The sequence below is a fragment of the Rehaibacterium terrae genome (assembly GCF_014202935.1).
Classification (GTDB): Bacteria; Pseudomonadota; Gammaproteobacteria; order Xanthomonadales; family Xanthomonadaceae; genus Rehaibacterium; species Rehaibacterium terrae.
In genome coordinates, this window is sequence record NZ_JACHHX010000007.1 from 124,971 (window position 1) to 140,087 (window position 15,117).

At 69.5% G+C, this 15,117-nt stretch carries 13 protein-coding genes, 1 tRNA gene and 1 pseudogene; 6 read left to right on the forward strand and 9 right to left on the reverse strand.

The window, feature by feature from the left end; all coding sequences use genetic code 11:
* The first annotated feature begins 3 nt into the window (after positions 1–3).
* Entirely contained in the window at positions 4–2,340 is a 2,337-nt protein-coding gene (locus tag HNQ58_RS06745) for a hybrid sensor histidine kinase/response regulator (RefSeq protein WP_183948143.1), read from the forward strand.
* Between the two features lie 64 nt (positions 2,341–2,404).
* On the opposite strand, the gene bfr is transcribed toward HNQ58_RS06745, so the two are convergent.
* From bfr to HNQ58_RS06760, 3 genes and pseudogenes are all read right to left on the reverse strand, one after another.
* Positions 2,405–2,875 (reverse strand): bacterioferritin, encoded by a 471-nt coding sequence (bfr, locus tag HNQ58_RS06750; RefSeq protein WP_183948144.1) that lies wholly within the window; start codon positions 2,873–2,875, stop codon positions 2,405–2,407.
* Between the two features lie 160 nt (positions 2,876–3,035).
* A complete protein-coding gene (locus HNQ58_RS06755) occupies positions 3,036–3,239 on the reverse strand; it encodes a (2Fe-2S)-binding protein (RefSeq protein WP_183948145.1) in 204 nt (67 codons plus the stop codon).
* Between the two features lie 173 nt (positions 3,240–3,412).
* Positions 3,413–3,881, reverse strand: a pseudogene (locus HNQ58_RS06760) (RNA pyrophosphohydrolase); the annotation flags it as partial.
* 142 nt (positions 3,882–4,023) lie between these two features.
* Here HNQ58_RS06760 and HNQ58_RS06765 point away from each other — a divergent pair.
* The 3 genes from HNQ58_RS06765 (at position 4,024) to HNQ58_RS06775 (ending at position 5,123) form a co-directional block, all read left to right on the forward strand.
* Positions 4,024–4,100, forward strand: a tRNA-Met gene (locus tag HNQ58_RS06765).
* Positions 4,101–4,219: 119 nt separating this feature from the next.
* Complete coding sequence (queD, locus tag HNQ58_RS06770; RefSeq protein ID WP_183948147.1) at positions 4,220–4,612, forward strand: 6-carboxytetrahydropterin synthase QueD; 393 nt, start codon at positions 4,220–4,222, stop codon at positions 4,610–4,612.
* Between the two features lie 124 nt (positions 4,613–4,736).
* On the forward strand, positions 4,737–5,123 hold the full coding sequence (locus HNQ58_RS06775) for a phasin family protein (RefSeq protein ID WP_183948148.1): 387 nt from the start codon (positions 4,737–4,739) through the stop codon (positions 5,121–5,123).
* 256 nt (positions 5,124–5,379) lie between these two features.
* Here the strand turns inward: HNQ58_RS06775 and HNQ58_RS06780 are convergent, their stop codons facing one another.
* The 3 genes from HNQ58_RS06780 to bioD all read right to left on the reverse strand — a co-directional run bounded on the left by HNQ58_RS06780 (position 5,380) and on the right by bioD (position 10,340).
* Positions 5,380–8,430, reverse strand: a complete 3,051-nt coding sequence (locus HNQ58_RS06780) for an efflux RND transporter permease subunit (protein WP_183948149.1) — start codon at positions 8,428–8,430, stop codon at positions 5,380–5,382.
* Positions 8,431–8,489: 59 nt separating this feature from the next.
* Positions 8,490–9,533 (reverse strand): efflux RND transporter periplasmic adaptor subunit, encoded by a 1,044-nt coding sequence (locus HNQ58_RS06785; protein WP_221301192.1) that lies wholly within the window; start codon positions 9,531–9,533, stop codon positions 8,490–8,492.
* A gap of 123 nt (positions 9,534–9,656) precedes the next feature.
* Positions 9,657–10,340: a dethiobiotin synthase gene (gene bioD / locus HNQ58_RS06790; protein ID WP_183948150.1), complete on the reverse strand. Its 684-nt coding sequence runs from the start codon at positions 10,338–10,340 to the stop codon at positions 9,657–9,659.
* A 224-nt stretch (positions 10,341–10,564) separates the two neighbouring features.
* Between bioD and HNQ58_RS06795 the strand changes: the two genes are divergently transcribed.
* Positions 10,565–11,047: a GAF domain-containing protein gene (locus tag HNQ58_RS06795; protein WP_183948151.1), complete on the forward strand. Its 483-nt coding sequence runs from the start codon at positions 10,565–10,567 to the stop codon at positions 11,045–11,047.
* Positions 11,044–11,442: a TfoX/Sxy family protein gene (locus HNQ58_RS06800; protein WP_183948152.1), complete on the forward strand. Its 399-nt coding sequence runs from the start codon at positions 11,044–11,046 to the stop codon at positions 11,440–11,442. Before HNQ58_RS06795 ends, HNQ58_RS06800 begins: the two co-directional genes overlap by 4 nt.
* 271 nt (positions 11,443–11,713) lie before the next feature.
* On the opposite strand, the gene HNQ58_RS06805 is transcribed toward HNQ58_RS06800, so the two are convergent.
* From HNQ58_RS06805 to glmS, 3 genes are all read right to left on the reverse strand, one after another.
* A complete protein-coding gene (locus tag HNQ58_RS06805) occupies positions 11,714–12,307 on the reverse strand; it encodes an LOG family protein (protein ID WP_183948153.1) in 594 nt (197 codons plus the stop codon).
* Between the two features lie 33 nt (positions 12,308–12,340).
* Positions 12,341–12,859: a hypothetical protein gene (locus HNQ58_RS06810; RefSeq protein WP_183948154.1), complete on the reverse strand. Its 519-nt coding sequence runs from the start codon at positions 12,857–12,859 to the stop codon at positions 12,341–12,343.
* 163 nt (positions 12,860–13,022) lie between these two features.
* On the reverse strand, positions 13,023–14,846 hold the full coding sequence (gene glmS / locus HNQ58_RS06815) for a glutamine--fructose-6-phosphate transaminase (isomerizing) (RefSeq protein WP_183948155.1): 1,824 nt from the start codon (positions 14,844–14,846) through the stop codon (positions 13,023–13,025).
* Between the last annotated feature and the right edge of the window lie 271 nt (positions 14,847–15,117).

Genomic DNA, 15,117 nt, shown 5'->3' on the forward strand with positions numbered 1-15,117 from the left:
TCGATGGGCGCGCCGCACCCAGACGCCCCGGTCATCCGCTGGATCGCCCTCGCCGGCGCCGGCGGCGCCGCGGCGGTCTCGGCCATCGACCATTTCGAGATCGCCGGGCCGTGGGCGAGCATCGCGCTGATACTGGCGCTGCTGGCCGTGGTCGGCATCAGTGCGCTCGGCTTCGCCTACCGCCGGCGCGCCGCGGCCATCGTCGCCGAAGCCTCCATCCACGCCTTGGAGAGCGCGACCAAGCGCGCCGAGTTCGACGCCCTGCAACAGGAGCTCGAACAGCACAAGCGGCTCGAACGGCAACTGCTCGAAGCCAAGCAGGCCGCCGAGGCGGCGACCCTGGCCAAGGGCGAGTTCCTGGCCACCATGAGCCACGAGATCCGCACGCCGCTCAACGGCATCCTGCCGATGCTCGACCTGCTGCAGTCCTCGCCCCTGCGGCCCGAGCAACAGGAGCTGGTGCAGACCGCCTACGCTTCCGCCAGCCAGTTGCTGCACATCGTCGACGACATCCTCGACTACTCCAAGCTGGAGGCGAACGGGCTGTCGCTGGAAAGCGTCGGCCTCAACCTCAAGGAGCTGGTCGACTCGGTCATGCGTCTGATGGAGAAGCCGGCCGAGAACAAGGGCCTGCGTCTGAGCCTGCGCATGGACCCGGCCTTGCGGCTGGCCCTGCGCGGCGACCCGACCCGGCTGCGCCAGGTGCTGACCAACCTGCTCAGCAACGCGGTGAAGTTCACCGAGCGCGGCACGGTCGGCCTCAACGTCATCCGTCTGGGTGAGACCCGCACCCACCACGAGATCCGCTTCGAGGTGCGCGACACCGGCATCGGCATCGCCCCGGAAGCGATCGGCCGCCTGTTCACCCCCTTCTCGCAGGCCGACGCCTCCACCACCCGCCTGTACGGCGGCACCGGCCTGGGGCTGGCGATCAGCAAGCGCATCGTCGAGCTGATGGGCGGCCGCATCGGCGTCGAGTCCGAACCCGGCCGCGGTTCGCTGTTCTGGTTCGAGATCCCGCTGCTCAAGACGGTCAGCGAGATCCAGGGCCCGCGCGCCGAGCTGGCCGGGGCGCGCATGCTGGTGCTCACCGCCGACCCGGCGCTGCATCGCCGGCTGTCGATCGCCATCCCCAACTGGGGCGTCACCGCCAGCTTCGTCTCCACCACCCAGGATGCACTCGACCGGCTGCGCAGTGCCGTCTCGCGGGGGCCGAGCTGGGCCTTCCACATCCTGCTGGCCGACCTTGGCCCGGCGCGCAGCACCGCGCTCGCCCTGCATCGCAACATCCGCCGCCTGAGCGCGCTCGATACCCTGCACATCGTCTACCTGCAGGGCGACGAACCGCTGCCCGAGGAACTGCGCGAGGGCGCCGGCGTGCTGGTGGCCTCGCGGCATCTGGGTGACGCCGACCTGCGCGTCCTGATCGCCTCGCACCTGGGCAGCGAGCGCGGCGCATCCAGCCGCCCACCCGTCCGCGGCGAGCCCGCCGCCGCCGAGCCTGTCGCCCCACCCCCCCTGCCTGCCGCCAGCCGGCTCGAAGGTCACGTCCTGCTGGTCGAGGACAACCCGGTCAACCTGATGGTCTCCCAACGTCTGCTCGGCCTGATGGGCCTGAGCTGCGACACCGCGGCGAACGGCAAGGAAGCGCTGGCGCGGCTCGCCGCGACCGGCTACGACGCCGTGCTGATGGACTGCCAGATGCCCGTGCTGGACGGCTACGCCGCCACCCGGCAATGGCGCCGGCACGAAGCGGCACAGGGCCTGGCGCGCACGCCGATCATCGCCATGACCGCCAACGCCATGGCCGGCGACCGCCAACGCTGCCTCGACGCCGGCATGGACGACTACCTCGCCAAGCCGGTGACCCGGTCGCAGCTCGAGCAGACCCTCGCTCTCTGGCTCGGCACGCGCACCGGCGCCGCTGCCCCATCCGCGGGAGCCGCCGCAACGGCGGCCGCCGCGCCCGCTGCCGTGCCGCCGGGCAAGGCCCTGGACCGCGGCATCGTCGACGACCTGCGCGACCTGATGGGCGAGGAGTTCCTGCAACTGGTGCGGGTCTTCCTGGAGGACGCGCCATTCCATCTCGACCAGCTCGAACAGGCGGCCAGGAACGGCGACATCGCCGGGCTGGTCGCGCCGGCGCACACGATGAAATCGGCCAGTGCCAACCTCGGCGCCCTGCTGCTGTCCAGTCAGGCCAAACGCATCGAGCTCGGCGCGCGTCAGCGCACACTGGAGAATCCACGCGCGGCGGTCGCCGCCCTGCGCGAAGCCTGGCGCAGCGCCGAACGCGAACTGCGCGAGCTGCTGCGGGAAACCGCGCCACCGGCACCGTGAGCCCCGAACAGGCGACGGGCCCGGATCGCCGGGCCCGTCAGCGCATCCCGCTTTCGCACAGGGCTCAGCTGCCGACCTTGGTCTGCAGGTAGTTCTGAAGGCCCAGACGCTCGATCAGGCCGAGCTGGGTCTCGATCCAGTCGATGTGCTCCTCCTCGGACTCGAGGATGTCTTCCAGCAGTTCGCGACTGACGTAGTCGCCGACCTGCTCACAGTGGGCGATGCCGGCCTTGAGGTCGGGCACCGCCATCTGCTCCAGCCTGAGGTCGCACTCCAGCACTTCCTTCGGCCCTTCGCCGATCAGCAGTTTGCCGAGGTTCTGCAGGTTGGGCAGGCCGTCGAGGAACAGGATCCGCTCGATCAGCCTGTCGGCGTGCTTCATCTCGTCGATCGACTCGTGGTACTCGTGCTCGGCGAGCTCCTTCAGACCCCAGTTCTTGAGCATCCTGGCGTGCAGGAAGTACTGGTTGATCGCGATGAGCTCGTTGTAGAGCGCCTTGTTCAGGTGCTCGATGACCTTGGCGTCGCCTTTCATGGCCGTCTCCCGTTGTCGTTCCAGCCATGCAGCTTAACGCCGACGGAAAAACCATGACGGAACGAAAATCGACCGCATTCGCGTATGCGGTCGCGGTGAGTGGCGCATGGGAACGAATGCCCCTCGGCCCGGCCGGGCGGGGCAGGGCGCGATGCCCGGATCAGGCGGCGATCGGCATCAGCCCGAGCGGCAAGGCATGCGCATTGCGCGCCTCGCCGAGCACCTCGGCGGCCAGATCGCGGCAGCAGCCGCAGGTGCCGCCGCAGCCGGTACGGGCGGTCAACTCGGCCAGATCGCGGCAGCCCTCGGCAGCGGCGCGCCGGATGTCGTGATCGGTGACTCCGTTGCAGATGCAGACGTACACGGGACCGCCTCCGGTGAGAACGGTTCCCATTCAACCTCAATTGAGAATGATTGTCAACTGCCTGCCGGATCGCATTCAGCCGGCGCGACGACGCAGCCGCCCCGCCCCGGCAGCCGCCAACTCGGGCGGCAGCGCCGGCCGGCGGCTCAGGATCGCCGCCCCCTGGGCCAGCTTCTCGGCCTCGGGCGCCAGATGCATCAGCGCCTGCAGGTAGACCCGGCGCTTGAAGGCGACCACATGCTCCGCCGGGTACCAGAAGTCCACCCAGCGCCACTGGTCGAACTCGGGCTTGTCGGTGAGGTCCAGCCGCAGGTCGTCCTCCCGGCCGAGCAGGCGCAGCAGGAACCAGACCTGCTTCTGGCCGATGCAGGTCGGCCGCTCGCCGTGGCGGATGCAGCGGCGCGGGAGGCGGTAGCGCAGCCAGCCGGGCGTCGAGCCCAGCACCTCGACGTGCGCCGGCAGCAAGCCGACTTCCTCGCGCAGCTCGCGATACATGGCTTCGAGCGGGGTCTCGTCGGTGTTCATCCCCCCTTGGGGGAACTGCCAGCCATCCCGATTCACCCGTCGCGCCCAGAAGACCCGGCCGTCGTCGCGCATCAGCACGATGCCGACATTGGGCCGGTAACCGTCCGGATCGATCACGGAACGGAACTCCGAATTCACTGTGGACGACTGTGCCACCATGCGCGGAAGGTCACAAGGCGGCGCGCCCGGCTTGTTGACGCTGGGAGTGGGGGCATGGATAATTTCGCGTTCCGCCCCGCCGCGGGCGGAGCCGCGACGTGGCTATGTAGCTCAGCCGGTTAGAGCACAGCACTCATAATGCTGGGGTCGGTGGTTCGAGTCCACCCATAGCCACCATGCCCCGCGCCGCAACGGCCGCGGGCCGACGCAGCCGACCGGTTGCCCCCCGATCTTTCCGCGCCGATCATTCAAGCCCCGTGGCCAGGCCACGCGCACAGCGCCGTCCAGAGCATCCGATGGACATCTTCAAGGTCTTCCGCATCGAGGCGGCACACCGCCTTCCCAACGTGCCGGCCGGGCACAAGTGCGCGCGCCTGCACGGGCACAGCTTCGCCATCGAGGTGCACGTCCGCGGTGAGCCGGACCCGCACACCGGCTGGGTGATGGACTTCGCCGACGTCAAGGCGGCCTTCCAGCCGCTGTATGACCGGCTCGACCACCAGTACCTCAACGAGATCGAGGGGCTGGAAAACCCGACCAGCGAACAGCTGGCGATCTGGATCTGGGACCGGCTCAAGCCCGCCCTGCCCGGCCTGTCGGCCATCGTGGTCCACGAAACCTGCACTGCCGGCTGCCGCTATACCGGCCCGGAATGTTGCGGCGCGGAAACCGGGCCACGGAATAAATAACCATGTAATTCAATTACTTGCTCAGTCTATGAGCAGCTTCCATCCATCCAATGTTGCATTGCACAAAATCCTGTGCGATGCTGTGCCCACATCAGCCAAAGCCCCGTGGGGCGAGGAAGCAGCCATGTACGAGCAGATCAACGCGCAGTTCGTTTCGATGACCAAGCAGATGGCCGACTCGGCCCTGAAGGCCAGCGCCCTGGCGTTCGAGAACTTCGAGCGTGTGGTCGGCCTGCAGATCAAGACCGCCGAAGACCGCATCAACGCCAACATCGCCTTCCTGGGCGAGGCGGCCGAGGTGCGCGACTTCGAGGGCCTCAAGACGATCTGGCCGAAGGGCGTGCAGCTGGCCAAGGAGAACGCCGAGCGCTTCTACGGCGCCCAGCAGGAGGCCGTCGGCCAGACCCTGAAGACCCAGGAGGCCATCGGCCAGCTGATCAAGGCGCAGTTCGAAGCCGCCGGCGAGCAGGTCGCCAAGGCCGCCGCCAAGGCCCCGAAGGCCGCCAGGTAAGTCTCTCTCCGCCGCGACATGCGGTCGCGTCGCGCACCTCCCTCCCCGCGCGACGCATTCAAGCCGACCGGCTCCGTCCGGTCGGCTTTTTCTTTGCGCGTGACAACGCACGACACTCAGCGGGACTCACGGGAAAGAGCCGGGAGGATGGAAGGCCACGGAGCTGTCGCATCCGTCAGGACCTTCTGCGCGACCTCCGCCCCGGATCGTCCCGTTGCGCTCCGGACGTACGCGGCCGTCGCTCCGGCGCAGCTGCTCAGGCGACGGTGGCGGCCGCGGTGTGCGAACGGCGATGATCGCGGGCGACCAGCAGGTAGCCCACCGGCACCAGGAACAGGGTCAGCAGGGTGCCGAAGCTCATGCCGCCGACGATCACGTAGCCGATCTGCCTGCGCGCCTCGGCGCCGGCGCCGTCCGCCAGGGCCAGCGGCAAGGCGCCCAGCACCATCGCACCGGTGGTCATCAGGATAGGCCGCAGACGCAGCGCGGCGGCGTCGAGCACCGCCTCGAACTTGCTCTCGCCGCGCAGTTGCAGCTGGTTGGCGAATTCGACGATCAGGATGCCGTGCTTCGAGATCAGGCCGATCAGGGTGATGATCCCGATCTGGCTGTAGATGTTCCAGCTGCCGCCGAACAGCTTCAGCATCAGGAAGGCGCCGAAGAACGCCGGCAGCACGGAGAACAGGATCACGAACGGGTCGACGAAGCTCTCGAACTGCGCCGACAGCACCAGGAAGATGAACACCACCGCCAGCAACAGCAGCATCGCGAAGCTGGCCGAGGAGGCGCGGAACTCGCGCGACTGGCCGGCCAGATCGTACAGCGCCTCCGGCGCGACCTCCGCCAGTGCCCGCTCCATCCATTCCAGCGCCTCGCCGATCGGATAGCCCGGGGCCAGGCCGGCGGTGATGGTGGCGGCGCGCAGCTTGTTGAAGTGGTTCAGCTCCTTGGCCGCGACGGTTTCCTCGATACGGGCCAGATTCTGCAGCTGCACCATGCCGCCGTCGCCGCCACGCACGTAGATGTTGCCGAGGTCGTGCGGGGTGCGGCGCGCGTCGTCCTCGACCTGCACGATCACCTCGTACTGCTCGGCCCCCTTCTTGAAGCGGGTGACCTGGCGGCCGCCCAGCAGGGTCTCCAGCGTACGTCCGACGGTATCGACGCTGGTGCCGACCGCGGCGATCTTGTCGCGGTCGACGTCGATCCTCAGCTCCGGCTTGTTGAGCTTGAGGTCGGAGTCGGGATTGGTCAGCCGCGGGTTCTCGGCCATCTTGGCCTTCATCCGCTCGACGATGTCGTCGAGCTCTTCCCAGCTGCCGGTGGTCTGCACCACGAACTGCACCGGCTGGCCGAAACCGCCCTGCCCCAGCGGCGGCGGCGTGACCGGGAAGGCCATCACGCCGGGGATGCCCATGAACTTCGGGAACAGCTCGCCGGCAATCTGCTGCGGCGTGCGCGCGCGCTCGCCCCAGTCGCTGAAGCGGACGAAGTTGATGCCCTGGGTGACGGTCGGGAAGCCGGTGATCTGGAAATACTTCTCGGTTTCCGGGACCTGACTGTAGATGTCGGCCAGCTGGCGCTGGTAGCGGTCGGTGTATTCCAGTGTCGCGCCTTCCGGGGCGATGGCGATGCCGATCAGCAACGACTGGTCCTCCTGCGGCGCCAGTTCCTTGGGCAGGTCGAGGTAGATCAGCGCCATGCCGCCGACCATGGCCAGCGCGACCGCGACCATGGCCAGCCGCCAGTGCAGTACGCGCGCCAGCGCGGCGCGGTAGCCGCGGTCGAGCGCGCGCAGCCAGCCTTCGACGGTGCGGTAGAAGCGGCCGTGTTTCTCCTCGTGGCGCAGCAGCCTGGAGCACATCATCGGCGACAGCGTCAGTGCGACGAAGCCCGAGACCAGCACCGCGCCCGCCAGGGTGAGCGCGAACTCGACGAACAGCTTGCCGGTGCGGCCGGTCTGGAACGCCATCGGCGCGTACACCGCGGCCAGTGTGAGCGTCATGGCGATGATCGCGAACGCGATCTCGCGGCTGCCCTTGAACGCGGCCTCCAGCGGCGGCTCGCCGGCCTCGATGTGCCGGTAGATGTTCTCCAGCATGACGATGGCGTCGTCGACCACCAGGCCGATCGCCAGCACCATCGCCAGCAGGGTGAGCGTGTTGATGGTGAAGCCGAAGGCATACATCAGCGCGAACGCGCCCACCAGCGACACCGGGATGGTGACCAGCGGGATCAGCGTGGCGCGCCAGCTGCGCAGGAAGAGGAAGATCACCAGCACCACCAGCAGCACCGCCTCGGCGATGGTCTTGTAGACCTCGAAGATCGACGCGCGGATGAAGATGGTGGAGTCGTAGGCGATCTCCACCCGCATGCCTTCGGGCAGCGTCTGGGTGATGCGCGGCAGCATCTCCTGCAGCGCGTCGGAGATGTCCAGCGGATTGGCGACCGCCTGCTTGACCACGCCCAGCGGGACCGCATTGCGCCCGTTGAAACGCGCGGCGAAGCGGCTGCGGTCGCGCCCCAGCTCCACCCGCGCCACGTCGCCCAGCCGCACCAGGTAGCCGTCGGCGTCGCGCAGGACGATCGCGGCGAACTGCTCGGGCGTCCGCAGGTCGGTTTCCGAGAGCACGGTGAATTCGCGCGCGATGCTCTCCACGCGGCCGGCCGGCACCTCGACGTTCTGCGCGCGCAGCGCCCGCTCGACGTCGGCCGGCGTCAGCCCGAACGCCGCCAGCCGCTCGGGGTTGAGCCACACGCGCATCGCGTAGCGGGCGCCGAACACCTGCGCCTGGGCCACGCCCGGGATGGTCTGGATGCGGTCCTTGACCAGCCGGGTGGCGGTGTCGGCGATCTCCAGCAGGTCGTGGCGGTCGGACGAGAACGCCAGCCAGATGATCGGCTGCGCGTCGGCCTCCTGCTTCTGCACGATCGGCTCGTTGGCCTCCTGCGGCAGGAACTGGCGCGCCTGCGCGACGCGGTCGCGCACGTCGGACGCCGCGCCCTCGGCGTCGCGGTCGAGGCGGAAGGTCACGCTGATCTGGCTCGATTCGGCGCGACTGACCGAGGTGATGAAGTCGATGCCTTCGATGCCCGAGAGCGCGTCCTCGATCGGCTTGGTGATCTGCGACTCGATCACCCGCGCGTTGGCGCCGGGGTAGCCGGTGGCCACCGTCACCACCGGCGTGTCGACGTTCGGGATCAGGCGCACGGCGAGCCGGTCGTAGGCGATCAGGCCGACCAGCAGCACCACCAGGTTCATCACCGTCGCCAGCACCGGGCGACGGATGGAGATATCGGAGAGGACCATGCGGTTCGCGTCCTGAGCGGAATGTCGGCGGAATCCGCCGGAGGGGTGCCCGCGGGCGATCAGCGCCCGGCGGCCTGGCCGTCGGCGGCTTCGGCACCCGGCGGCGGCAGGGCCACCACCTGCGCGCCATCGCGCAGCTTGAGCTGCCCGGCGGTGACGACCACGTCGCCCGCCGACAGGCCGGAGACGATCTCGACCAGGCCAGGCAGGCGCTGTCCGGTCCGCACTTCGACCAGCTTGGCCACGCCGTCCTCGACGCGGAACACATGGCGCTTGTCGCCGACCGGCCAGATCGCCTGTTCGGGCACCACCAGCGCCTCGGCGCGTCGCGCCAGCACCAGCGCGACACGGGCGAACAGGCCAGGGCGCAGGGCGCCGTCCTGGTTGCCGACCCGTGCACGCACCAGCGCGCTGCGGCCGTCGATGTCGATCTGCGGATCGACCGCACTCACCGTGCCGGCGAATTCGCGGCCCGGCCAGGCGTCCACCGTCAGCTTCACCGTCTGGCCCGCCACGATCCGGCCGAGATGGACCTCCGGAAGGCGGAAGTCGACCAGCATCGGATCCAGCCGCACCAGATTGACCAGCGCCTGACCGACGCCGACGAAATCGCCCGGACTGACCTGGCGCAGACCGACCACGCCATCGAATGGCGCGCGGATCGTCATCTTGTCCAGGCGCGCGCGCGCCGAGGCCAGCCGGGCCCGGTCGACATCGAAGCCGGCCTTGGCGGCGTCGAAGTCGGCACGCGATAGCAGTTGCCGCCCGACCAGCTCGCGGGCGCGCTCGTAGGCGCGGCGCGAACGCTCGAGGTTGGCGGCCGCCTCGTTGACCTCGGCCCGCAGCAGTGCCGCGTCGAGGCTGAACAGCAGCGCCCCGGCCTTGACCCGGTCGCCGTCGCTGAAGTGGATCTTCTCGATCCGGCCGGCGACTTCCGGGCGCAACACCACCGATTCGTCGGCGCGCAGGGTGCCGACCGTGGTCAGCGTGTCGTCGAGCGACCTGGCCGCCACCTGGGCAGTCTCCACCGCGACCGGAAAGCCCTGGGCGAAAACCAGCGGTGACGGGACGAGCATTGACAGCAACAGGGCGAGGCGGCGCATGGGCGGATTCCGGAAAGCGCAGGGGCCCGCCGAGCGCGGGCCGGGCCGGCGGACGTGGCGCCGGTCGTCATTTGTGTACCGGCGAGTCTAACGTCCCGCCCGCGCTCGACGATGTGCCTGAAGTCAGGCGCAGCGCCAGTCGCCCGGGACGATGTGTCCCGCCAGCGCGGCGGCGTCCACTCCGGGAGCGAACGGCAAACGTCCCAGACAGGGGCCGGGCAGCACGCGCTCGAGTGCCGCGAAGGTCTCGTCCGGGAAGACCAGCGCCGGGTCCACCGCCGAGCCGATCCAGCCGGCGAAGGCGAAACCCTCCGCCGCGATCGCCCGCGCGGTGAGCCGTGCGTGGTTGATGCAGCCCAGCCGCAGGCCGACCACCAGGATCACCGGCAGGTCGAGCGCGCGCACCAGATCGGACTGGTCCAGCGTCGCCGTCAGCGGGGCCAGCCAGCCGCCGACACCCTCGACCACCACCACGTCGGCGCGCGCGGCGAGCTGTGCGTAGGCGGCGAGAATCGGCGGCAACGACAGCGCGACCCCGGCGCGGGCGGCGGCGATCTCCGGTGCGGTCGGCTCCGGCAGCGCGAACGGATTGACCAGCGCGTAGTCCGGTCGCGGCGAGCTGGCGGCCTGCAGCGCCAGCGCATCCTCGTTGCGCCAGCCCTCGTCCGTCATCGCGCAGCCGCTGGCGACCGGCTTCATGCCGACCGCCGACAGGCCTTGCGCACGCAAGGCATGCAGCAGGCAGGCGCTGGCGAAGGTCTTGCCGGCGCCGGTGTCGGTACCGGTGATGTAGATGCCGCGGGTCATGGGTTCAACTCGGGACTCGGGACTCGGGAAAGAGCATCAAGACACCGTCATCCCGACGAAAGCCGGGATCCAGGTCGTTATCGCTCTTCGGGGCGGGACAGCAACGGACCCGGCCTGCGCCGGAGTCGCCGTCTTCACGCGTGCGGCAGCCTCCGGACAGCGCACAAGGATAGCCCAGCCCCGGCCACGCGGCCCCGGCCGGCGCGCACTGTTACACTTGCCGCATGTTCGAAGCCCACGTTCTCTCCGGCAGCAAGGCCGAGCAGTACGCACAGCTGGTCGAGCAGGCCCGCGGTCTGCTGCACGGCGAACGCGACCGCGTCGCCAACGCCGCCAACCTGTCCGCGCTGGTGTTCCACGCCCTGCCCGACCTCAACTGGGTCGGCTTCTACTTCCATGACGGCCGCGAGCTGGTGGTCGGCCCCTTCCAGGGCAAGCCGGCCTGCGTGCGCATCCCCCTCGGCAAGGGCGTGTGCGGCACCGCGGCGGTCACCGGGCAGACCCAGGTCGTGGCCGACGTGCACGCCTTCCCCGGCCACATCGCCTGCGACGCCGCCTCGCGCTCGGAAGTGGTGGTGCCCCTGTACCGCGACGGCGAGCTGATCGGCGTGTTCGACCTCGACAGCCCGATCCCCGACCGCTTCGACGACGAGGACCGGCGGGGCCTCGAAGCCATCGCCCGGGTCTTCATGGAATCGCTGGCATGAGCGGCAACGACAAGCTGCGCAACATCGGCCCCAAATCGGCCGCCTGGTTGCGCCAGGTCGGCGTGCGCACGCAGGAGGACCTGCACGCACTGGGCGCGGTCGAGGCCTACATGCGGGTCAAGCGCGCCGGCTTCAAACCCAGCCTCAACCTGCTCTACGCACTGGAAGGCGCCCTGCTCGACTGCCACTGGCAGGACGTGCCGGACGCCCGCCGAAGCGAGCTGGTCCTCGCGGTCGATGCCGCCGTCGCCCAGCTCAAGCCCTCGCGCGGCCGCGCCGCCGCCGCCGTGATCGGCCCGGTCACCTACATCGCCGGCGAAGCCGAGGACGAGTCGGCGCCCGCCGACAGTCTGTTCGACAGCCCGGACGATACCAGCGGCGACCGCGACGACTGAGCCCGCTCAGCCCACGCCGCGCAACCGCGCCGGCACCACGCCCAGCCAGCGCCGGAACGCCCGCCGCATCGCCGCCACACGCCACATGGCGCACGACAGCGAAGCCTGGCGCGGGGCGTGACTGTCGAAACGAAAAGCCAAAGCACTCACGGAGTGAGAAGGAGCAAAGCGGAGAACGGCAGGAGAAAGCAATTCTCAGAATGCTGCTCTACTTGCTCCTCCTGTTCTTCTCCCGATCTGCGTGAGTGCTTTTGCTTCTGCAACCGGGGTTTCAGCCCGGCCCACCCGGCCTCACCACCGCGAACTCGCGCGCATTCTCGTGCCAGCGCGGCGTGTTGCGGATGGTCGGCAGCACCTCTTCCGGCGTCTGCACCAGCGACCACATCGCCGCGTGCTCGGGGTTCATGAAGCGCTCGCCGATCACCTTGTTCATGAAATTCGCCAGCGGCGAGTAGAAGCCGAGCGTGTTGAGCAGCACGATCGGGTTGGAATACAAGCCCAGGCGCTTGAGCGTGATCGCCTCGAACAGCTCCTCCAGCGTGCCGCAGCCGCCGGGCAGGGCGATCACCGCGTCGCTGCCGGTCAGCAGGCGGTGTTTGCGCTCGCGCATGTCCTCGACCAGTTGCAGCTCGGTCAGCCCGGGGTGGCCCCATTCGAGGTCGGCCATGAAGCGCGGCAGGATGCCGATCACTTCGCCGCCCGCCTCGAGCGCGCCATCGGCGACCGCGCCCATCGAGCCGGACGATCCGCCGCCGTAGACCAGCGTGCAGCCGTCCTCGGCCAGCAGTCGGCCGAGCTTGCGCGCGTCGGCGTGGTAGGCGGGGTCGCAATGGGCACTGGACGCGGCATAGACGCAGACACGCATGGAGGGCTCCGGCAGTTCGCGCCGGGCCGGCGCTCAGTGCAGCGGACGCGACAGCCCGGCCGGGACGGGTTGGGCCGTCATTGTGCCATCGCCGCCGAGTCGCGGCAGCGGCCGCCGCGCCGCACTCGCCAGCACGCGCACCATCGCCAGGTAGGCATCGACCAGTTGCGCGAACAGGTCCGCGTACCCGGCGCGGGTCGCGCCGGCCACGGTTTCGTAGGCGCTGCGGCCGAGGTCGACGAAGTAGCCGGCGTCGACGCGCCGCCGCTGAGCCTGCCCCGGAAACAGCCCGGCGAGGATCAGGCAGCGGTCGCCGACATCGCGCAGCGCATCGACCCGCTCGCGCCCCGGCAGCTCATGCGCCTGCAGCCAGTCCAGCGCCATCACCCGCGCGACCAGCTGGTCGTCACGCAGGTGCCGCATCAGCGCGAACACCAGGTAGCTCTCCACGTCCTCGCCTAGCGCGCAGCCGGTCTCGCGCTCGCCCTCGCGCACCAACGCCTGCCACAGTGCCGTGGCCGCCCCCTGTTCGATGATGTCGTTCCCGCCCATGCAAATACCTCGCGATGACTGCCATCGAAGTCAGCTAAGCAGGATTCGTGCCGGCGACGAAGTCAGCAGCCACACGCAACGGCTGCCAACACGCCCAGTGAGACTCCGCGCCCGCCTTCCGGTTCCCGGCTCCCGGTTCCCGATCCCCGGCTCCGGTTGCCAGCTATTCCACCGTCACCGACTTGGCCAGGTTGCGCGGCTGGTCGACGTCGGTGCCACGCAGCACGGCGACGTGGTAGGCCAGCAATTGCAGCGGCAGGGTGAACACCACCGGCGCGGCGAACTCGCCGCAGGCCGGCAGCGTCAGCACGTGGTCGGCATCCAGGCCGTGGGCCACGGTCTCGTCGACGAAGGCGTACAGCTCGCCGCCACGGGCACGCACTTCCTCCAGGTTCGACTTGAGCTTGTCGATCAGGTGGTCGTTGGGCGCCACCGCGATCACCGGCATGTCCTTGTCCACCAGCGCCAGCGGGCCGTGCTTGAGCTCGCCGGCGGCGTAGGCTTCGGCGTGGATGTAGCTGATTTCCTTGAGCTTGAGCGCGCCTTCCATCGCCACCGGCCAGTGGGTGCCGCGACCGAGGAACAGGGCGTGCTGCTTGGCGGCGAAGTTTTCCGCCAGCGCACGGATCTGCCCGTCGAGCTTGAGCGTCTGCGCGATCAGGCCGGGCAATTGCTCCAGCTGACGGACACCGTCGGCGTAGCGGGCCGCGTCCAGGCCCTTGGCCCGCGCCAGCTCCAGCGCGAACAGCGCCAATGCCACCAGCTGGGTGGTGAAGGCCTTGGTCGAAGCCACGCCGATTTCCGGGCCGGCGCGGGTCATCAGCACCAGCTCGGACTCGCGCACGATCGAGGACTCGGGCACGTTGCACACCGCCATCCGCGCCACGTAGTCGCGCCCCTTGGCCATCTTCAGCGCGGCCAGGGTGTCGGCGGTCTCGCCCGACTGCGAGATGCCCAGGAACAGCGTGCCCGCCCGCACCACCGGGTTGCGGTAGCGGTATTCGCTGGCGATCTCGACCTTGCACGGGACGCCGGCGAAGGACTCGATCCAGTACCCGGCAACCAGGCCGGCATGGTAGCTGGTGCCGCAGGCGACGATCTGCACCGAGTCGGTGCGTGCCAGCAAGGCCTCGGCATCGACGCCGAGCATCTGCGTCAGGACATGGCCGCCGGCGATGCGGCCCTCCAGCGTGTCGGCCACCGCCTGCGGCTGCTCGTGGATTTCCTTGAGCATGTAGTGGCGGTACTCGCCGCGTTCGACCGCGTCAGCGGCGAAGTGCGACTCCTTCACCGCACGCTGGGCCGGCTGGCCGGCGGCATCGAACACCTGCACCGCCTCGCGGGTGAGTTCCACCACATCGCCGTCGTCGAGATAGAGGAAGCGCCGGGTCAGCGGCAGCAGGGCGTGGATGTCGGAAGCCAGGTACTGCTCGCCTTCGCCCAGGCCCACCACCAGCGGCGAGCCCAGCCGCGCGCCGACCAGCGTGCCCGGCTCGCGCGCCGACAGCACCGCCAGCGAATAGGCGCCGTGCAGCCGCGCCACCGTCTCCTGCACCGCCTGCCGCAGCGGCTTGCCCTGGCGCTGGGCGTGCTCGATCAGGTGGGCGACCACTTCGGTGTCGGTCTGCGAGGTGAATTCGTAGCCGAGCGCTTGAAGCTCGGCGCGCAGCGCGGCGTGGTTCTCGATGATGCCGTTGTGGACCACCGACACCGCGCCGGACACATGCGGGTGGGCGTTGTCGGTACTCGGCGCCCCGTGCGTGGCCCAGCGGGTGTGGGCGATGCCGCAGGTTCCACTCAGCGGACTGACCGCCTGCAGCGCCTCCAGATCCCGCACCTTGCCCTTGGCGCGCAGGCGCTCGACGCCGTGGCCGGTGAGCACGGCGATGCCGGCCGAGTCGTAGCCGCGGTATTCGAGCGCCTTGAGCCCGGAGATCAGGTTCTGCACGACGTCACGCTGGGCGCTGATGCCGACGATTCCACACATGTCCGCAAGGTCCTCATGGGAAGCAAGGGCGCCTAGTTTAGTGGCTTCGGCCGGCGGCCGCTGCCCGGACGCGGACAGAGGCAGGCAAGGCGCGGGCACTCACCGGAGCCGGCTCCTGAGCCATGGGCCGGCGCGGATGAAGGCGGGCAAACCATTGATCACTTCATCCGTACATAGTCGGCCCTGCGAAATTCATCCAAGTGCCGGCAACGTCGTCAGCCACTCGCGCAACGGCGCACCGTGACCGACCTGGCGCCGCCGCCGGGCGCCC